This window comes from Duganella sp. GW821-FHT07F09, from assembly GCF_059418705.1.
Map to the genome: position 1 here is coordinate 331,255 of NZ_JBWKQJ010000008.1, position 20,150 is coordinate 351,404.

At 69.4% G+C, this 20,150-nt stretch carries 16 protein-coding genes; 15 read left to right on the forward strand and 1 reads right to left on the reverse strand.

All coding sequences use genetic code 11. The features are described 5' to 3' along the window. The first annotated feature begins 68 nt into the window (after positions 1–68). From AC07P1_RS22245 to AC07P1_RS22315, 15 genes are all read left to right on the forward strand, one after another. On the forward strand, positions 69–1,313 hold the full coding sequence (locus tag AC07P1_RS22245) for an MFS transporter (RefSeq protein WP_494697881.1): 1,245 nt from the start codon (positions 69–71) through the stop codon (positions 1,311–1,313). Continuing rightward, a complete protein-coding gene (locus AC07P1_RS22250; RefSeq protein ID WP_494697882.1) occupies positions 1,310–1,930 on the forward strand; it encodes a helix-turn-helix transcriptional regulator in 621 nt (206 codons plus the stop codon). The genes AC07P1_RS22245 and AC07P1_RS22250 overlap by 4 nt, the downstream gene beginning before the upstream one ends. 415 nt (positions 1,931–2,345) lie before the next feature. Then, complete coding sequence (locus tag AC07P1_RS22255; RefSeq protein WP_494697883.1) at positions 2,346–4,403, forward strand: polysaccharide biosynthesis protein; 2,058 nt, start codon at positions 2,346–2,348, stop codon at positions 4,401–4,403. Positions 4,404–4,454: 51 nt separating this feature from the next. Beyond that, positions 4,455–5,516 carry a Gfo/Idh/MocA family protein gene (locus tag AC07P1_RS22260; protein WP_494697884.1) on the forward strand — a complete coding sequence of 354 codons (1,062 nt, stop codon included), beginning with the start codon at positions 4,455–4,457 and terminating at the stop codon, positions 5,514–5,516. A 43-nt stretch (positions 5,517–5,559) separates the two neighbouring features. Further along, positions 5,560–6,144: an acyltransferase gene (locus AC07P1_RS22265; RefSeq protein ID WP_494697932.1), complete on the forward strand. Its 585-nt coding sequence runs from the start codon at positions 5,560–5,562 to the stop codon at positions 6,142–6,144. Positions 6,145–6,183: 39 nt separating this feature from the next. Continuing rightward, the gene (locus tag AC07P1_RS22270) at positions 6,184–7,272 is read left to right on the forward strand and encodes a DegT/DnrJ/EryC1/StrS family aminotransferase (RefSeq protein WP_494697885.1); all 1,089 of its coding nucleotides are present in this window, start codon (positions 6,184–6,186) and stop codon (positions 7,270–7,272) included. A 9-nt stretch (positions 7,273–7,281) separates the two neighbouring features. Further along, the gene (locus AC07P1_RS22275) at positions 7,282–8,664 is read left to right on the forward strand and encodes a lipopolysaccharide biosynthesis protein (RefSeq protein WP_494697886.1); all 1,383 of its coding nucleotides are present in this window, start codon (positions 7,282–7,284) and stop codon (positions 8,662–8,664) included. Further along, on the forward strand, positions 8,651–9,964 hold the full coding sequence (locus tag AC07P1_RS22280; protein WP_494697887.1) for a hypothetical protein: 1,314 nt from the start codon (positions 8,651–8,653) through the stop codon (positions 9,962–9,964). The genes AC07P1_RS22275 and AC07P1_RS22280 overlap by 14 nt, the downstream gene beginning before the upstream one ends. Then, the gene (locus tag AC07P1_RS22285) at positions 9,957–11,078 is read left to right on the forward strand and encodes a glycosyltransferase (protein WP_494697888.1); all 1,122 of its coding nucleotides are present in this window, start codon (positions 9,957–9,959) and stop codon (positions 11,076–11,078) included. Before AC07P1_RS22280 ends, AC07P1_RS22285 begins: the two co-directional genes overlap by 8 nt. Beyond that, positions 11,065–11,775: a hypothetical protein gene (locus AC07P1_RS22290; RefSeq protein WP_494697889.1), complete on the forward strand. Its 711-nt coding sequence runs from the start codon at positions 11,065–11,067 to the stop codon at positions 11,773–11,775. Before AC07P1_RS22285 ends, AC07P1_RS22290 begins: the two co-directional genes overlap by 14 nt. A 7-nt stretch (positions 11,776–11,782) precedes the next feature. Then, a complete protein-coding gene (locus AC07P1_RS22295; protein WP_494697890.1) occupies positions 11,783–12,490 on the forward strand; it encodes a hypothetical protein in 708 nt (235 codons plus the stop codon). Further along, positions 12,487–13,275, forward strand: coding sequence for a hypothetical protein (locus AC07P1_RS22300; RefSeq protein ID WP_494697891.1), 789 nt, complete (start codon positions 12,487–12,489; stop codon positions 13,273–13,275). Before AC07P1_RS22295 ends, AC07P1_RS22300 begins: the two co-directional genes overlap by 4 nt. 56 nt (positions 13,276–13,331) lie before the next feature. Continuing rightward, entirely contained in the window at positions 13,332–14,573 is a 1,242-nt protein-coding gene (locus tag AC07P1_RS22305; RefSeq protein ID WP_494697892.1) for a glycosyltransferase family 4 protein, read from the forward strand. A 62-nt stretch (positions 14,574–14,635) separates the two neighbouring features. Further along, on the forward strand, positions 14,636–15,841 hold the full coding sequence (locus tag AC07P1_RS22310) for a DegT/DnrJ/EryC1/StrS family aminotransferase (RefSeq protein ID WP_494697933.1): 1,206 nt from the start codon (positions 14,636–14,638) through the stop codon (positions 15,839–15,841). Then, positions 15,835–17,703, forward strand: a complete 1,869-nt coding sequence (locus AC07P1_RS22315; protein ID WP_494697893.1) for a sugar transferase — start codon at positions 15,835–15,837, stop codon at positions 17,701–17,703. Before AC07P1_RS22310 ends, AC07P1_RS22315 begins: the two co-directional genes overlap by 7 nt. Before the next feature lie 55 nt (positions 17,704–17,758). Here AC07P1_RS22315 and AC07P1_RS22320 read toward each other — a convergent pair whose 3' ends face one another. Beyond that, positions 17,759–20,098: a DUF1565 domain-containing protein gene (locus AC07P1_RS22320; protein ID WP_494697894.1), complete on the reverse strand. Its 2,340-nt coding sequence runs from the start codon at positions 20,096–20,098 to the stop codon at positions 17,759–17,761. Positions 20,099–20,150: the final 52 nt, after the last annotated feature.

A 20,150-nucleotide genomic window follows, 5' to 3' on the forward strand; every position in this document is an offset into this window, starting at 1 on the left:
AAACGTTTTTGTTTACTTAATTGCCGGGACCGCTTACAGTATCGTTCATGCAAACCGACCGCCTCCCCATGAAAACATCGTTGCTCATCAGCGCCGCCTGCCTGCTGGCCCTGCTCTCCACCATCGGCGCCGCGCTGCCCTACCCGATCCTGCCGCCGCTGTTCGCCGCCGGCGTCACAAACGATCTAAACAGTTTCCTCGGTTTGCCGCCCAAGCTGCTGTTCGGCCTGGCGCTGATGATCAACCCGCTCGGCCTGCTGATCGGCTCCGCCCTGCTCGGCCCGATGTCCGACCGCTACGGCCGCCGCCCGGTGCTGCTGGTCACCCTGTACGGCGCCGCCCTCGGCCACGCCATCACCGCCCTGGCGCTGCTGTTCGAATCGTATCCGCTGTTCATCGCCGCGCGCTTCTTCACCGGTCTGCTGGAAGGCAACGGCTCGGTCGCGCGCGCCATGCTGGCCGACCGCCTCGAGGGCGACCTGCGCCGCAAGGCGCTGTCGTGGCTCAACGGCGCCTTCTATATGGGCTGGCTGGCCGGCCCGCTGCTGGCCGGTTTCACCTTGGTATGGGGCATCACGGTGCCGTTCTGGATCGCCGTCGCGCTGCTGCTGATGACGGCCGTGCTGGTGGCCATCGCGCTGCCGTCCGAAGCCCCGTCGGACGCCACCACCTCGTGGTGGCAGGTGGCGCGCGACCGCCACGCGCTCAACCTGTTGCGCGAACCGGACCTGCGCAATCTGTTCATCGTCACCCTGGCCTACACCAGCGGCGTCACGGCCTTCTACGAGTTCTATCCGCTGTGGCTGGTGGAAGTGCCCGGCTACGGCTCGCAAGGCATCGCCTGGACCACGGCCGCGATGTGCGCCGTCATGACCGCCACCACCATCTTCGCCGGCCGCCCGTTCAAAGGCGAACCGCTGCTGCGGGCACGCCGCTTCGCCTTCGTCACGGCCGGTTTGATCGCCCTGCTCGCGGCCAGCAACGCCAACATCGGCATCGCCGCGATCGTGCTGTTCGGCATCCCGCACTCGTTCTACAACGGCATCGTGCCCACCTGGTGCGCGGAACGCTTCGGCGTCCACGGCCAGGGCGCGGTGATGGGATTGATCTCGACCACGTTCTGCCTGGCGAACATCCTGATGGCGCTGATCGGCGCGGTGCTGACCCTGATCGACACGCGCCTGATCCTGCTGCTGGGCGCGGCGCTGACCACGTGGTCGGCGTGGCGCATGGGCGGCTGGCACGCCAGCATGCGCAGTAAGGATAAAAACCAGGACAACGACCACGATGGCCTCAAGGGAGCGCTGCCATGAACACCGCCGAACAGACGCTCTTCCTGATCAAGACGCGCGGCCCGCAAACGGCGCAGCAGCTGGCGGCGTTGCTGGACCTGACGTCGATGGGCGCGCGCCGGCAGCTCGAAGCCTGGCAGGAAAAAGGCATGCTGACGTACGAGGAGGTGGCCGACAAGCGCGGCCGCCCTTCGCGCCGCTGGTTATTGACCGAGGCCGGCCACGCGCGTTTTCCCGACCGTCACGCCGACCTGACGGTGCAACTGATCGACCAGGTGCGCGGCCTGTTCGGCGACGCCGGCCTCGACAAACTGATCGCCGCGCGCGAGGCCGTCAGCGAACAGCAGTACCGGCAGCATCTGCAAAACGCCAACGCCCTGCCCGAGCGGGTCGCCGCGCTGGTGCAGGCGCGCAGCAGCGAGGGCTATATGGCCGAAGTCGAAACGCGCGACGACGGCAGCCTGCTGCTGGTCGAAAACCACTGTCCGATCTGCGCGGCCGCGCGCCAATGCCAGCAGTTCTGCCGCTCGGAGCTGGACCTGTTCCAGCGCGTGCTCGGTCCCGATTGCTCGGTCGGCCGGGTCGAACACATGCTCAACGGCGCGCGCCGCTGCGTGTATGTGATCAAGCCGATTTGACGCGGAACATTGTCCGCCACGACCGGGACGGACCGTCCCGACGCGAAAGAGACCGTCGTCGGCCCCAAAAAAATCTAAACCACGTAGGGCGGATTAGGCGGAACGCCGTAATCCGCCATCTATGAGCCGCCAACGGCGCATGCACTGGCGGATTACGCTGCGCTAATCCGCCCTACGTGTTTCGGAATTCATTTTAAGATGTCACCTTTCGAAGAAATCCTTATGCCATAAGGCCTAAATCATTTCCAAAGAAAATTAAGTGGAATAGGAAATTTAGAAGTCAAGCACGACGGCCGGGGTACGCTCGGCCGTTTGATCGCAGTCAAGCCGCAATACGCTGGTCAGAAGACAATCACTGCATGCCACGCACCCATCGCGCTGGCAACCACACCGATTGCTTCGTTGAAGGTGCACCATGCTCTATTTCACCTGCAGCCCCGCCCCGCTTGCCCGCCTCCTCAGCGAGAAATTGATCGCCATCAGCCGCGCCGGCAAGAGCCTGTTGATGTTCGGCGCCGACTGCCTGGCGCTGCCGCTGTGCCTGCAGTTGGCGCTGCTGGCCAGTGCCGGCGCCTATATCAGTGCGCCGCCGGCGCTCATGCTGTTGCTGACGGCCATGTCGATCGCCGCGCTGGCCATGAGCGACCTGTATTCGGCGGTGGTGCGCTATCTGGACCAGCGCATGCTGGCCATCGCCGGCCTCGGCCTGGGCGGCGCGGTGCTGGCGGTGTCCGCATTGACCATGGACCGCGACGACCAGCCGATGCCGTCCGGCGCGCTGGTGAACTACTGGCTGATCGCCATGTCTTATCTGGTGGCCTCGCGCGTCGCCGTGCGCGCCTTCCTGCGGCGCCATACCCGCGCGCCGGCGCAGGCGCGCGAACCGGTGGCCATCTACGGCGCCGGCGAGACCGGCGCGCGGCTGGCGCAGGCCATGCGCGGCGACAGCCGCTACTGCCCGGTGTGTTTCATCGACGAGAAGTGCGGCGGCGAGCAGCGCACCGTCGGCGGCCTGCGCGTGTTCCCGCCCGAGCGGCTGGGCGAGATCGTCGCCGCCTCGTCGATCCGGCTGATCGTCGTCGCGCTGCCGGCCACCTCCGGCGAGCGGCTCGGCGCCGTGCTGCGCATGCTGCGCACCTCCGGCGTCAGCATCAAGTTCCTGCACGGCCTGCTCGACCTGGCCGACCACGCGCTGCGCCGGCAAGGCCTGCCGCGCGGCCCGCTGTCCGGCCCCAATGGCGGTCACGTCCCCGCTCATTTACCCGCTCATCTACCCGACATTCCGCTCGAGCAGTTGCTGGGCCGCGCGCCGGTGCAGCCCGACAGCGCGCTGTTCAACCGCTGCGTGCGCGGCAAGAGCGTGCTGGTGACGGGCGCCGGCGGCTCCATCGGCAGCGAATTGTGCCGCCAGGTCGCCGGCCTGGCGCCGCGCCGCCTGCACCTGCTCGACCATTCCGAATACGCGCTGTATACGATACGCCAGGAATTGCAGGCCACCTGGCCGCAGGTGTCGGTGCGCGCCCATCTGGGCTCGGTGTGCAACGAACAGCTGCTCGAACGCATCATGCAGGAGGACAGCATCGACACCATTTACCACGCGGCCGCCTACAAGCACGTGACGATGGTCGAAACCAACCTGGTCGAAGGCTTGCGCAACAACGTCGTCGGCGCGCGCGCCGTCGCCAACATCGCCGCCAAGTACCTGATCGAGACCTGCGTGCTGGTGTCGAGCGACAAGGCGGTGCGGCCCAGCACCATCATGGGCGCCAGCAAGCGCTTGTCCGAGCTGGTGTTCCAGGCCGCCGCGCAGGCGTCCGCCGCGCGCGCCGACAGCCGCACCACCTTCAGCATGGTCCGCTTCGGCAACGTGCTGGGTTCGTCCGGCTCGGTGGTGCCGCTGTTCCGCCGCCAGCTGCAGCAAGGCGGCCCGCTGACCATCACCGACGCCGCCATGGAACGCTACTTCATGCTGATCCCGGAGGCGGCGCAGCTGGTGATCCAGGCCGGCGCGATGGCCGAGGGCGGCGAGGTGTTCGTGCTCGACATGGGCCAGCCGATCCGCATCGTCGACCTGGCGCGCAGCATGATCGCGCTGGCCGGGCTGACCGAGAAGACGGCCGAGCATCCGCAGGGCGATATCGAGATCAGCTACGTCGGCCTGTTCCCCGGCGAAAAACTGCAGGAGGAACTGCTGACCGCCGACGGCGCGGAGCCGAGCCGCCACCCGCGCATCCTGCGCATGAAGGAGCAGGCGCTGCCGCCGGCGGTGCTGGACCAGTACATCGAGCTGCTGTTGATCACCTGCGACACCAACGACCGCTGGCTGATCGAGGCCATGCTCAAGACCATCATGAACGAGTTCACGCCGCAGACCGGCGCCCGCACCGGCGACGGCGACGGCGAGGCCGCGCTGCGCGCGATCGCGCAGCTAAGCATGGCGCCGCCGGCGCCGGCCCAGGCCCAGGCGTCCTGACGGCGCCATGCCGGGCCGCGTCCCTCCCATCCCTTGCAAGGAGCACCTCATATGCGCCAATTCGCCCCCGCCGTCACCGGCCGCAAAATGCGCTTCGCGCTGGTCGGCTGCGGCCGCATCGCACAAAACCACTTCGCCGCGCTGGCCCGGCACGCCGACCGCTGCCAGCTGGTCGCCGTGTGCGACGTCGATCCGGCCGCGCTGTCGCGCGCCGCCGCGCAGACGGGCGCGACGCCGTTCTCGCGGCTCGACCAGATGCTGGCCAAGAGCGAGGTCGACGCCGTCATCATCACCACGCCGTCCGGCCTGCACCCCGAGCAGGCGGTGCAAATCGCCGCCGCCGGGCGCCACGTGATCACCGAAAAGCCGATGGCCACGCGCTGGGAGGACGCCAAGCGCATGGTGTGCGCCTGCGACGCGGCCGGCGTGCGCATGTTCGTCGTCAAGCAGAACCGCCGCAACGCCACCCTGCAGCTGCTGAAAAGCGCGGTCGACAAGAAGCGCTTCGGCCGCATCTACATGGTCAACCTGAACGTGTTCTGGACCCGCCCGCAAAGCTACTACAACAGCGCCGGCTGGCGCGGCACCTGGGAGTTCGACGGCGGCGCGTTCATGAACCAGGCCAGCCACTACGTCGACCTGATCGACTGGATCGTCGGCCCGGTCGAAAGCCTGCAGGCCTACACCGCCACCCTGGCGCGCGACATCGAGGTCGAGGACACCGGCGTCATCAGCCTGCGCTGGCGCAACGGCGCGCTCGGCTCGATGAACGTGACGATGCTGGCCTATCCGCACAACCTCGAGGGCAGCATCACCATCCTCGGCGAGAAAGGCACGGCGCGCATCGGCGGCGTCGCCGTCAACGAGGTGCAGCAGTGGGACTTCGCCGAGCCGGACGAGGACGACGCGCGCGTGCGCGAAGCGAGCTACGCCACCACATCGGTTTACGGCTTCGGCCACCCGCTGTACTACGACAACGTCATCAAGGTGCTGCGCGGCGAGGCCGAGCCGGAGACCGACGGCCGCGAAGGCTTGAAGTCGCTCGAGGTGCTGATCGCCGCCTACCGCTCGGCGCGCGACGGCCGCCGCGTGGCGCTGCCGCTGGATTATTGATATGGACATGGACACGGATATGGACACACCGAGGGAGAACGACATGGATTTGACGGTACACCCCAGCGCCATCGTCGATGAAGGCGCCGTCATCGGCGCCGGCACCCGCGTCTGGCACTTCAGCCACGTGTGCGGCGGCGCCCGCATCGGCGCCCGCTGCTCGCTGGGCCAGAACGTCTACATCGGCAACGACGTGGTAATCGGCGACAACGTCAAGATCCAGAACAACGTCTCCGTCTACGACGCCGTCACCATCGAGGACGACGTCTTCTGCGGCCCCAGCATGGTGTTCACCAACGTCTACAACCCGCGCTCGGCCGTCGCCCGCAAGGGCGAGTACCGCGCCACCCTGGTGCGCCGTGGCGCCACCATCGGCGCCAACGCCACCGTGGTGTGCGGCGTGACGATAGGCGCGCACGCCTTCCTCGCCGCCGGCGCCGTCGCCAACCGCGACGTGCCCGATTTCGCGCTGATGGCGGGCGTGCCGGCGCGCCAGATCGGCTGGATCAGCCGCCACGGCGAACGGCTCGACCTGCCGCTGGTTGGCGGCGGCAGCACCGCCTGCCCGCACAGCGACGACCTCTATGTGCTCCAGGACGGCGTCTGCGCGCTGATACCGGCCGCCTGAACCCACCTTTTGCCACAACCTGGCCACGGAGCCCCCCAAATGGAATTCATCGATCTGAAAACCCAGTATCAACTGCTGCGCGAAGACATCAACGGCGGCATCCAGCGCGTGCTCGACCACGGCCAGTACATCATGGGGCCGGAGGTGGCGCGGCTGGAACAGAAGCTGGCCGCGTTCAGCGGCGCGCGCCACTGCGTCACGGTGTCCTCGGGCACGGAGGCGCTGGTGATCTCGCTGATGGCGCTGGGCATCCAGCCCGGCGACGAGGTCATCACCACGCCGTTCTCCTTCATCGCCACCGCCGAGGCCATCGTGCTGCTGGGCGCGCGGCCCGTGTTCGTCGACGTCGAGCGCGCCAGCGGCAACCTCGATCCGGCGCTGATCGCCGCGCGCATCGGCCCGCGCACGCGCGCCATCATGCCGGTGTCGCTGTACGGCCAGCCGGCCGACATGGACGCCATCAACGACATCGCGCGCGAACACGGCCTGGCCGTCATCGAGGACGCGGCGCAAAGCTTCGGCGCCACCTACCGCGGCCTGCGCAGCTGCAACCTGTCGGCCATCGGCTGCACCAGCTTCTTCCCCAGCAAGCCGCTGGGATGCTACGGCGACGGCGGCGCCATCTTCACCAGCGACGACGAGCTGGCGCGGGCGATGCGGGAAATCCGCGTCCACGGCCAGTCGCAGCGCTACCGCCACACCCGCATCGGCGTCGGCGGCCGCATGGACACCTTGCAGTGCGCCATCGTGCTGGCCAAGCTGGGCGTGTTCGACGATGAGCTGGAACGCCGCCGGCGCGTGGCCGCCGTCTACGACCGGCTGTTCGCCGGCCGCGTCGAGACGGCCGCGCCGGCGCCGGACCGCGACAGCGCCTACGCCCAGTACACGGTGGTCCTGCCGCGGCGCGCCGCCGTGCACGGCGCGCTGGAGCAGGCCGGCATCCCCAGCGCCGTCCACTATCCGCTGCCGATCCACCTGCAGCCGGCCTACGCGCGCTTCGACGACGCCGCCTGTCCGGTGGCCGAACTGCTGGCCGAGCAGGTGCTGAGCCTGCCGATGGGCCCCTACCTGGCCAGCGCCGACGCCGAAAAAGTGGCCGGCGTGGTGCTGGCCGCCGCCGGACGCTAGGACCCCGCCATGTGTATGCCTACGCTGCCCAAGCTGCCCACATTCTGGAAACACCTGCTCACCGTGATGAGCGGCTCGGTGGCCGCGCAGGCGCTGCCCATCCTGGCCGCGCCGCTGATCACGCGCCTGTGCACGCCGGCGGAGATGGGGGCTTTCAGCGTCTGGTTCGGCGTGGTCGCCATCGCGGCGGTGATCGCCACCCTGCGCATGGAAAACGCGATGATCTTCGACCAGCGCCGCCAGCGCCAGCACCTGTGCTTCGGCGTCGTGGCCTGGTCGGCCACCTGGCTGGCGCTGTTGCTGACGGTGGCCGCCGCCCTGATCAAGATGTGCTGCCTGGGCGGCATGTCCTGGCCGGGCGCGCTGACCCTGGGCATGGCGGCCTGGCTGACGGCGACGATGCAGACCACGCTCGCCTACGCCGCCTCGCACAACGCCTTCGCCCCGGCCGCCAAGGCCAGGATCGTCGCCGCGGGCGGCATCGCGCTGGCGCAGCTGGGCATCCTCAGCCTGGGCGTCGGCTCCGGCGCGCTGATGGCCGGCCATCTGATCGGCCTGGCGCTGGGCCTGGTGGCCGCGCGCATCCTGCTCAAGCCGCCGCTGGGACGCCGGCAAGGCGGCTCGCCGTCGTGGCGCCGGCGCCCGGACTGGCGGGCCTGGCGCGATGGCCTGCGCGCCAAGGCGCTGGCGCTGTCGCACCGGCTGTCGCGCCACGGCCTGTCGGCGCTGTTGCCGTCCAAAACGCAGCGCGCCTTCCTGCGCACCCACCGCGCGCTGTGGAACTTCACCCTGCCGGCCAATCTGCTCAACACCGGCGTGGGCCAGTTGCCGCTGCTGATCATCGGCGCCCGCCACGGCGTGATGGCCGCCGGGCTGTTCGCGCTGACGCAGCGCGTGCTGGCCGCGCCGATCTCGCTGCTGGCCGCGTCGGTGCACGAGGTGTTCAAGCGCGAATCGGTGCGCCAGTTCCAGGACACCGGCAATTGCCGTCCCGCCTATATGCACGCGCTGCGCGTGTTGCTGCTGCTGGGCTGCGCGCCGTCGCTGATCCTGCTGGTGGCCTCGCCGGCGCTGTTCGCCTTCGCCTTCGGCGAGGCCTGGCGCGGCGCCGGCGAGCTGGCCCAGATCCTGGCGCCGCTGTACTTCCTCAACTTCCTGGCCAGCCCGCTGAGCTATGTGTTCTTCGTCGCCGGGCGGCAGAAGATCGAACTGGTCTGGCAAATCGCCCTGTTCATCATGACCGTCGGCGTGTTCGCCGCCCCGCTCACGCTCAAGCAAAACGTGCTGGCCTACACCATCGGCTACTCGCTGCTGTACCTGCTGTATCTGCGCATGTCCTACCGCTACAGCGTCAACCGCAACCCGACCGGGGGCCTGCATGCCGCCCGTTGACCGCCTCGACGGCGAGACGGCCGGCGCCATGCCCGGGGCGGCGTCCGCCGGCGCGCCGACGGTGCCGGCGCCGCCGCGCATCACGCTGCCGCGCGGAGCGACCGGGGCGGCGGCGCGCGCCGACGCGGCGCCCACCGGCCTGCTCGGCCCGGCCTGCGCGGAGCTGGCCTTCTTCCTGCTGTTCCCCGGCTTTTTCGCCTATCAGACCTTGCTGGGGCTGGGCGTGATCCGCGCCTACCTGGGCGGCTACTTCGCCATCGTCGCGTTGCTGATGTTTCCGATGCTGTTGCTGTCCTATCTGCGCCGCCTGCACGCCCAGGCTTACCGCCTGCACGGCGTCGACGCCGCCTTCCTCGGCTTCCTGGCCTATTTCGCGGCGGTGATCGCCTGCAACGCGGGCAGCGCCAACCCCGGCATCATCGGCTACCACGCGCTGGGCATGGTGTATATGCTCAGCCTGTTCATCATCTTCAAGACGCTGGACTTCCAGGGCCGGCGCTTCCGGCTGACACAATTGACCAGCCTGGCCGCGATGTCGGCCGTGGTGTTCATCTTTTCCGTCGACGGCGCGTTCTACCTGGCCGCGCTGGGCGCCGCGCGCGACCCCGACAGCGTCGCCACCTACCAGGGCTTCTCGCGCTCCTACCTGGTGCCGCTGGTGGTCATGCTGGCCTGCACCGGCCAGCGGGGGATGCGCTGGGCGCTCTACGCGCTCGGGCTGCCGACCCTGTACATCAACACCGCCCGCAGCGAGTTCGGCGCGCTGCTGTTCCTGATCCCGCTGATCGAATTCCACGCCTCGCGCCACCGCATGGCCATGGTGGCGGCCTTGCTGCTGTTGTTCCTGCTGCTCAAGTTCAATCTGGACGCGATCATCGCCGCCGTGCCCAGCAACCGCACCCTGGAGCTGCTCGACCTGTCGCATTCGTCGTCGGTGAGCGCGCGCAACCATCTGACCGAGCAGGCGCTGCACACCATCGACCTGCATCCCATCCTGGGCGACTACGCCAGCTACCCGCCGGGCAACTACGCGCACAACATCCTGTCGGCCTGGGTCGACCTGGGCCTGTTCGGCTTTCTCGGGCTGCTGACGTTGTTGACATACCCGCTGGTCCAGATGGCCGTGCACGGTTACCTGCTGGGCGGTCGAGCCAGCCGCGGCCAGCGCTTCGTGCTGGCGTGGTCCCTGCTCGCGGTGACCTTGCTGTTGCTGTGCATGTCGCACTATTTCAGCGACATGATGATCGGCGCCGCGCTCGGCGCCTACGCCCGCTACCGTTCCGGAGGCCGTGATGCTTGAGATCGTCCACCTGAGCGCGGTCCATGCGCGCGACGACGCCCGCATTTTCGACAAGCAGTGCCGCGCCCTGGCCGCGCGCGGCCACCGCGTCACGCTGGTCGTCGCCGACGGCCTGGGCGACACCAGCCGCGCCGGCGTCGCCATCGTCGACGCCGGCGCGCGCGCGGATGGCCTGAACGGTCTGGTGGCGGCCGCCCGTCGCATGTACCTGCGCGCGCTGGCCTTGCGTCCGGACATCGTCCAGCTGCACCACGCCGCGCTGCTGCCGCTCGGGCCACCACTACGCAGGCATGGCTGCAAGGTCGTGTTCGACGCCGGCCATGAGCTGCCCGTGCCGCCGCGCGGCGCGCGCGACTCCGGCTCGGCGTCCGTGGCCGCCGAGGCCTGGTCGCGTTGCGCGCCGGCGGCGCTCTGGCGCCGCCTCGAACGGCGGGCCTGCCGCCGCCTCGACGGCGTCATCGCCGCCACGCCGCTGGTCCGCGACAAATTCCTGGCCGTCAACAGCGCGACGATCGACGTCGGCGACTTTCCCGTGCCGGACGACGTCGGCGCCGGACCGGCCTGGGCCGACAAGCCGCTGCGGGTCTGCCACGAGGGCGCGCTGAGCGCCATCCGCGGCATCGTCGAGCTGGTGCGCGCCTGCGAACTGCTGCAATCGCCGGTGCGCCTGAGCCTGGCAGGCGATTTTTCCGAGGCCGCGCTGGCCACGCGCATGCTGGCGCGGCCGGGCTGGCGCCGCATCGACGCGCTCGGCCGGCTGGGCCGGCCCGGCATCGGCGACCTGCGGGCCTCCTCGCGCGCCGGCCTGATCACCCCGCACGCCACGCCGGGCCACCTGGACGCGCCGCCGGCGACGATGTTCGAGTACATGGCGGCCGGCATCCCGGTGATCACCTCCGACTTTCCGCTGTGGCGCGCCGTCGTCGAGGCGCACGCCTGCGGCCTGTGCGTCGACCCGCGCGATCCGCCGGCCATCGCCGCCGCCATCGACTACCTCGCCAGCCACCCCGACATCGCCCGCCGCATGGGCGAGAACGGCCGCAAGGCGGTGTGCGCGCGCTACAACTGGCCGCGCGAAGCGGCCAAACTGATCCACTTCTATGAACATCTCTAACCACATCGCGCGCCTGCGGAAAATACTGCGGCTGATCGGCGACATCGTCCGCCTGCCGCGGGCGCGGCTGCGCTTCCACACCGCCCTCAACCCCGAGCTGGTGCGGCGCACCTACCGCCTCTTCACGCAGCCGCATCCGCGCTGCCGGCTGGTGCGCAACAAGTCGCTCGGCATCGCGCTGATCGACCTGCGCGCCTACGACAGCGGCGGCGCCTATCTGCGGTCGCTGCGGCGGCGCGACTACGCCGGCTACCACAGCCGGCGCGCCCGCGAACGCGGCTACACGGTCGTCGAGATCGACCGCAACGATTACATCGACGAGATCCACAGCATCAACACCTCGGCCGGCGAGCGCCAGGGCCGGCCGATGGACCCCGCCTACGCCACCAGGACCGAGCGCTACGACCCGGTCGACGGCCTGCGCCACTACGGTGTGCTCGACAAGGATGGCCGGCTAGTCGCCTACGGCGACGTCGGCATCTATGGCGACTTCGCCGCCACCGACCGCCTGCTGGGCTACAAGAACGGCGACGGCGTCATGTACCTGCTGCTGGCCGACATCGCCTGCCGCCTGATCGACGACGGCCGCCTGAACTACTTCATGTACGACACCTATCTGGGCGCCTTGCCGGGCTTGCGCAACTTCAAGAAAAAGCTGGGCTTCCAACCCTACCGTATTCGTTACTCCATCTGCTGAGGTTCACATGATCAACAAGCTCGCCAATCAATGCAAACTGGTGCTCGATGTGGTCAGGCTGCCCGTCGCCAAGCTGTGCTTCGACACCCGTTTCAACCCGGACGATGTCAGGGAAACGCACCGCCGTTTCACCAGCCCCCATCCGAAATACAAGGTGTTCGGCTACAAGCAGCTGGGCGTGGCCCTGATCGACCTGCGCCGCCTGGCCGGACCGGTCGCCTGCCTCGACAGCGTCACCGGCCAAAGCGGCGCCGCCACCTACGTCAGCAAGGCGCGCCGGCGCGGCTACGCGCTGGCGCAGATCGACCGCAACGACCACGTCGACGCCATCCACGAGATCAACACCAGCATGGCCAGCCGGCAAGGCCGGCCGATGGACGCCAGCTACCGGGAAAAGAAGTCCCATTACGAAACGCAAAGCCACTACCGCTACTTCGGCGTGTTCAGCAAACAGGGCAAGCTGATGGCCTACTGCAACGTCGGGCGCTACGGCAACTTCGCCGCGTTTTCGCAGCTGCTCGGCTACCGCAACAACGACGGCGTCATGCACCTGCTGGTGACCGACATCGTCAGCCTGCTGCTGATGGAGCTGCAGGCCGGCGACGGCCCGGAGTTCCTGATGTACGACACCTTCTTCGGCGCCCAGCCCGGCCTGCGGCAGTTCAAGACCATGCTCGGCTTTACCCCCTACCGCGTCCGGTACAGCCTGCGATGAACATCATGGGTACCGTCCTCAATCGCCTCTACAGCGACTACCTGATGCCGTCGCGCCTGCGCCACTACGACGCGCTGCTGCAACAGGCGCGCCAGCAAGGCTACCGACAGACGTCGGTGCGCGCCTGGCTGGCGTCGTTGCGCGGCGGCCGCGCCGGCGACGCCCGGGTGCTGGTGCACCGCCACGACATCGACACCGACCTGCCGACCGCGCGCCGCATGTTCGCGCTGGAACAAAAGCACGGCGTGCGCGCCAGCTACTATTTCCGCCTCTCGACCCTGGACTTCGGCCTGATGCGCGACATCGAACGCTATGGCAGCGAGGCCAGCTACCACTACGAGGAGATCGCCACCTACGCCAAGCAAGCGCACCTGAAGGACCCGGTGCGGGTGCGCGCGCGCATGGACGACATCCGCGCCCAGTTCGAACGCAACTTCCGCCGCATCGAGGAACAGCTGGGCAGCAAGCTGCACACGGTCGCCAGCCACGGCGACTTCGCCAACCGGCGCCTGGGCATGATCAACCACGAGCTGCTCGACGACGCCGCGCTGCGCGCGCGCTGCGGCATCGCCTGCGAAAGCTACGACCGCGAACTGCTGTCGAGCTTTGACCTGTACATCAGCGACCGCCCGCATCCGCAGTATTTCCACCCGATGCCGCCGCAGCAGGCGCTGGGGGCCTACCGCCGCATCTGCCTGCTGACCCATCCGGCCCAGTGGCGCACCAACTGGGTCGACAGCAGCGCCCACAACCTGCGGCGCGTGGTCGAGGCCTGGCGCTGGTGAAGGCCGCGGCACGCACCATCCATCGCGCAACCAGGCAAAACACGAGGGCGACACCGATGAACATACTGCTGATTAACCACTACGCCGGCTCGGTGCTGCACGGCATGGAGTACCGGCCGTACTACCTGGCGCGCGAATGGGTGCGCGCCGGCCACCGGGTGCGCATCGTGGCCGCGTCCAGCTCGCACCTGCGCGCCCGTCCGCCCGAACTGAACGGGCGCCGCGTGTTCGACGAGACCATCGACGGCATCGACTACCGCTGGCACGCGACGCCGGCCTACCGAGGCAACGGCCTGGGCCGGGCCGCCAACATGGCCGCCTTCGTCGCCGCGCTATACCGGGGCGCGCACCGCCTGGCGCGCAACTTCCAGCCCGACCTGGTGATCGCCTCGAGCACCTATCCGGCCGACATCTGGCCGGCGCGCCGCATCGCCGCGCTGGCCGGCGCGCGCCTGGCGTTCGAGGTGCACGACCTGTGGCCGCTGTCGCCGATGGCGCTGGGCGGCATGCCGGCCTGGCATCCGTTCATCGTGCTGATGCAGGCGGCCGAGGACTACGCCTACCGCCACGCCGACACCGTCATCTCCATCCTGCCCAAGGCCGGCGCCCACATGGCCGCGCGCGGCATGGCGCCGCACAAGCTGCACGTGGTGCCCAACGGCGTCGACCTCGACGAGTGGGACCTGCCGCCGCTGCCGCTGCCGGCGCCGGCGGCGGCGCTGCTGGCCGATGTGCGCCGGCAGGGCCGCACCGTGGTCGGCTACGCCGGCAGCCACGGCCTGGCCAACGCGCTCGACACCCTGATCGACGCCGCCGCGCTGCTGCGGGGGCGGCCGCTGGCGTTCGTGCTGGCCGGCGCCGGCCCCGACAAGCCGACGCTGCGGCGCAAGGCCGCCGACGCCGGCCTGCGCGACGTCCACTTCCTCGACCCGCTGGCCAAGCGCCACATGCCGGCGCTGCTGCGCGGCTTCGACATCGCCTACCTCGGCTGGCGGCGCCAGCCGCTGTACCGCTACGGCATCTCCCCCAACAAGCTGGGTGACTACATGATGGCGGCGCGGCCCATCATCCACGCGGTCGAGGCGGCCAACGACCCGGTGGCCGAGGCCGGTTGCGGCCTGAGCCTGGCGCCGGACGACCCGGCCGCGCTGGCCGCCGCCATCGCGCGCCTGGCCGCCATGCCGGCGGCGCGCCGCCACGAACTGGGCCGGCGCGGCGCCGGCTACGCCCGCGCCCACCTCAACTACGCGCTGCTGGCCGAGCGCTTCCTGGCCGCCTGCGCGGCGCCGCCGCACTGACACCCCACCAAGGAGACATCATGCCCTCATCACGCCTGCCGCTGGACGCGGCGCCCCGTCCGATGGCCGTGCCGCCATCGGCGATCGTAGCGGCGCCCGCACCCGGGCCCGCCACCGAATTCCTGCCCTTCGCCCTGCCCGACCTGGGCGACGAGGAGGCCGCCGCCGTGCTCGAGTGCCTGCGCTCGGGCTGGATCACCACCGGCGCCGTCAGCCGCCGCTTCGAACGGGAGTTCGCCGACTTCCTCGGCGGCGGCGTCACCGGCGTGGCCGTCAATTCGGCCACCGCCGGCCTGCACCTGGCGCTCGAGGCGCTGGGCATCGGCCCCGGCGACGAGGTGATCGTGCCGACGATGACCTTCACCGCCACCGCCGAGGTGGTGCGCTATCTCGGCGCCGATCCGGTGCTGGTCGACGTCGACGACGCCACCCTGTGCATCTGCCCGGACGCCATCGCCGCCGCCATCACCGCGCGCACGCGCGCCATCGTGCCGGTCCACTACGCCGGCCTGTCCTGCGACATGGACGCCATCGTGACGCTGGCCCGGCGCCACGGCCTGCGCGTGGTCGAGGACGCCGCGCACGCCTTCCCCACGCTGCACCGGGGCCGCGCCGTCGGCACGCTCGACAGCGACGCCACCGTGTTCAGCTTCTACGCCAACAAGACCATCACCACCGGCGAGGGCGGCATGGTGGTGTGCCGCGACCCGGCGCTGCTGCGGCGCGTGCGCGTCATGCGCCTGCACGGCATCAGCGAGGACGCCTTCGACCGCTACACCTCGCGCCGCCCGGCGTGGTTCTACCAGGTCGTCGCGCCCGGCTACAAATACAATATGACCGACATCGCGGCGGCCATCGGCTGCCAGCAGCTGCGCAAGGTCGAGCGCTTCCTGGCCCGGCGCCAGGCCCTGGCGGCGCGCTACGCCGAGGGCCTGCGCGGGTTGCCGCTGCGCCTGCCGCAGGACGCAGATGCCCGGGCGGGCGGCCGGCACGCCTGGCACCTGTACCCGGTGCGGCTGACGGCGGACGCGCCGCTGGCGCGCGACCGGCTGATCGAACTGCTCGCCGAGCGCGGCATCGGCACCAGCGTGCACTACATCCCCCTGCACCGCCAGCCCTACTGGCGCGACCGCTACGCCTTGCCGCCCGAGCGCTTCCCGCGCGCCGAAGCCAGCTATCAAGCCCTGCTGACGCTGCCCCTGTACACCCGCATGAGCGACGCCGACCAGGCGCGCGTCATCGCCAGCCTGACGGAGCTGCTATGTTAAGCAAACGCTGCTTCGATATCGTGGCCGCGCTGGCCGGCCTGTTGCTGCTGGCGCCGCTGATGCTGGTGCTGGCGGCGTGGATCAAGCTCGACTCGGCCGGGCCGGCGCTGTACCGCCAGCGCCGGGTCGGGCGCAACGGCGTGCCGTTCCGCATCGTCAAGTTCCGCACGATGCACGCGTCGGCGGAGGAGATCGGCCAGCTGTCGCTGGCCGACGACGCCCGCGCCACCCGCGCCGGCCGGCTGCTGCGCCGGCACAAGCTCGACGAGCTGCCGCAACTGCTCAATGTGCTGCGCGGCGAGATGAGCCTGGTGGGGCCGCGTCCCGAGGTGCCGCGCTATGTCGAGCACTATCCGCCGACGGTGCGCGACCTCGTGCTGTCGGTGCGGCCCGGCATCACCGACTGGGCAGCCATCCATTTCCGCGACGAGGGCGAGATCCTGCGCCGCGCGGCCGACCCGGAGCGGACGTACGTGCTGCAGGTGCTGCCCGTCAAGCTGGAGTATTACGTGCGCTATGTCCAGCAACGCAGCCTGCTCACCGACCTGCGCATCCTGTTGCACACGGTCGGCGCGCTGCTGTCGGGGCGGCCCGCCCCGGCGGGCTTGCACGGCGCCCCGCCCATGGCCGGCGTCCAGGCCGGCATCCACGCCGGCATGCCGGCGGGCGCGCCGGCCGTTGCGCGGGCGCCCGGCCGGCCACGGCTGCGACTGCTCAAGGAGAGCCGGCTGGGGCCGCACGACTGGCAGTCGCCGCTGATCTCGCTGCTGCGCGGCCTGGCGGCGTTGCAGGTGGCGGCCGCGCATCTGCGGGCGCAGGTCTTCCCCGGCCTGAGCACCTTGCAGGACCCGTCGCTGTGGTATGTCGGCCTGTCGTTCTTCTCCGGCTTCGCCCACCAGGCGGTGGTGGTGTTCTTCGTGCTCAGCGGCTGGCTGGTCGGCGGCAGCCTGCTCGACCGCATCGGCAAGCCGCACGCCATCCGCGACTACGCGATCGACCGTCTGACGCGCCTGTGGATCGTGCTGCTGCCGGCCTTCGTCTTGATGCTGTTGCTGGGGCTCGGCACCGGTGAGCTGGACGCCGGGCAACCCAGGCTGGCCGATATCAGCCCATGGTCGCTGACGACCTTGCTGGGCAACCTGGCCGGCGTGCAAACGATGGCGGTGCCCGCCTTCGGCGGCAACTTCCCCTTGTGGAGCCTGGCCTACGAGACGTGGTACTACGCGCTGTTCCCGCTGCTGATGCTTGCCATCCGGCCCGGCGACACGCAGTGGCGGCTGGCCGCCGCCGTCGCCGCGGTGGCGCTGGCGTTCTGCCTCAGTTCCGGCATCGTGCTGTACTTCCTGGTGTGGTTGATGGGGGCGGCGGCCTCGCGCGTGCGGCTCGATGTCGGCCGGGTCCAGCGCTACGCGGGCTGGCTGCTGTTCGGCGCGCTGGCCGTGGGCATGCGCCTGCAGGGGCAGGACGGCGACATGGACGCCCATTCGCTGGGGCGCGACGTGCTGTACAGCGCGTTCTTCCTGTTGTGCCTGTGCGGCGCGGGACGGCGCGATCCGGCGGCGATGCGGCCGCTGGTGGCGCTCGGCGCCTTCCTGGCGGGTTTCTCGTTTACGCTGTATGTGCTGCATGTGCCGCTGCTGCGGGTGCTGTGGGCCTACCGTGGCGGCGAACCGCTGTCGACCGACGATCCGGCCAGCATGGCGGTGTATGCCGCCATGCTGGCCATCGTCGTCTCGCTCTCCTACCTGATCCATCTGCCGTTCGAGGCGCAGACGGCCAGGCTGCGGCGGTTCATCAAGCAATTCCTGCCGGGCCGGGCCGGCAGGAAACTGGGTGCGCCGGCGGCGGGCGAAGCCGGCTAGTGGCCGGCCCCGCCGGCGGCGGCGCTGTTTGCCGCCGTTCGCCGCCCGCCCCGCCTTACTTGTACGCGCCGATGCTGACCGGCTGCATCGGCGTGCCCTCGATATCGTATGCCGGCGCGTAGGTGGTGGTGCCGGCGCCCTTGGCCGGCGAGGTGCTGCGCAGGTGCAGGTCGGGCGTTGCCGTACGGGTGTACGAGACGAACTGCGGATCGGCGCTGACCGTGCCGGTGGCCACCAGGCCGTTACGCAAACTGAGGTTGTAGTTGGTGTTCTGGTACACCAGGTTGTTGCGGTAGGTGTTGTGCGTACCAGTCTTGCCCTGTTCAGAGATGCCGTAGCGGTTGTCGTAGACGATGTTGTTGACCACGTGGGTGTAGTCGGCGCCGGCGCTGCTGTGGTAGAAGTCGCCGCCGCCGACGATGATGCCCATGCCCGAGTTGGCCACCGTGTTGTTGGCGATGATGACGTTGGTGGCGTCGTGCCACAAATGGATCGCCCCCTGCGCGACGCGGTAGACGACGTTGCCGACCACGCTGCCCGTCGTGCTCACGTAGATGCCGTGCACATGGCTGCACCCGGCGGGACCGATATCGTAGACGAAGTTATTCACGACATCGCCCTGGACGCCGTTGTAGTAGGAGTCGACGCCGATGGCCGCGCCGCCGGTGCCGTCGCAAGCGATGTTCTGGGCGATGTGGTGCACGCGGTTGTTGCGGATGACATCGTAGGAGCCGCCGTTGTAGAAACCGTTGCGCCACTTGGTGCCGCTCTGGTAGGCGCTGCCGTCGATCTCGAAGCCGTTGATCTCGACATAGTTGCCGCGGTTGTCCCAGGCCACGCTGCTGCTGGAGTTTGCCGCCGGGACGATCTTCGCGCCCCACTTGGTGGTCGAGACATAGTAGATGCGGCCGTTCGCGGTGCCGCTGGCGTTGGTCCTGAAGCCGCCCGCGTAGTTGCCCGGCGCCACGTGCACGGTGGTGTTCGGCGCGGCCAGCGCGGCGGCGCGCGCGATCGTCTTCAACGGCGAACCCTGGGCGCCGGAATTGCTGTCCGAGCCGCCGGTCGACACGTACAGGTGGTTGGCGGTGGTTGGCGTCGGGGTTGGGGTGGGGGTCGGGGTCGGTGTCGGGGTCGGCGTGGGGGTCGGGGTCGGCGTGGGTGTGGGCGTCGGCGTCGGCGTGGTGCCGGCGTACTCGTAGGCGCCGAGATCGTCGGCGGCGCCGACCGGGCGCTCCCTGCCATCGAAGTCGCGCGGCGGCGCGTCGACGGCCAGGCCCTTGTCGATCGCCGGCGAAGTCGAGCGCAGATGATAGTCGCCGCCGCCGGTGCGCACGTAGTTGACGAACTGCGGCGCGGCCGCGATGGTCGCCACCGCCACGCCCTTCAGGAGCAGATAGCCTTGGGATGACTGCTGGAACATCAGGTTGTTCGCATAGGTGTTGTGTGAGCCGATGTTGCCCTGTTCGACCACGCCGTAGACGGTGTCGTACACGATGTTGTTCGTCACGCGCGAATTGTCGCCGGCCGTCGTCGCGTGATAGTAATCGCCGCTGCCCACCACCACGCCGGTGTGGGACGCGAAGATGGTGTTGTTGACGACGTCGACGCCGGAGGCGTCGTGCCACAAGCGCACCGCCGCGTTCGAGACACCGTAAATGATATTATTCTTGACATCCGTGCCCACGCTGTTGACATAGACACCGTACATGGTGCGGCAACCGTTGGCGCCGATGTCGTGCACCATATTGTCGCGGACGTCATGCGCGCTGCCCTTGAAATAGCTGTCGGCGCCGATGCCGCCGCCCGACGCGCAGGCGGCGCGTCCGATGTGGTGCACCCTGTTGCCGGTCACGCCGCCGAACGAGCCGCCGGTGTAGATGCCGGTGGTCCACGCCGTGCCGGCGCGCGCCGCGCTGCCGTCGACCTCGAAGCCGACGATGTCGACGTAGTTGCCGCGGTTGTCCCACGCCGCCGACGTGGTGGACGTGGCCGGCGGCACGATCTTCGCCCCCCACTTCCGGTCCGACACATACTTGATCCGCGCGGTGGCCGTGCCGCTGCTGTTGGTGACGAAGCCGCCGGCGTAGGCGCCGGGCGCCACGTGCACGATGGTGCCCGGCGTGGCCGCTTGCGATGCCCTGCGTATCGTCAAGAACGGCGCCGCCTGGGTGCCGGGGTTACTGTCTGAACCTGTGGTTGAAACATAGAGCTCGCTGGCCGCCGCCGCGCCGTTGTACGTGACGCTGGCGGCCAGCACGGGCGCTTGCGCCGCGGCGGCTTGCTTTCCTTCATCGCCGCCGCTGCCGCCGCCGCAAGCGGCCAGCAGCATTGCGCAGGCGCCCAGACCGATGGTCGTGGCGCTCCCCTGGGACAGGTAGTTGACAGAATTGTTCATCAGACTTTCCTCGTTCATGAAGTGAATGAGGAAGGTTTGATCTGAATCAAAT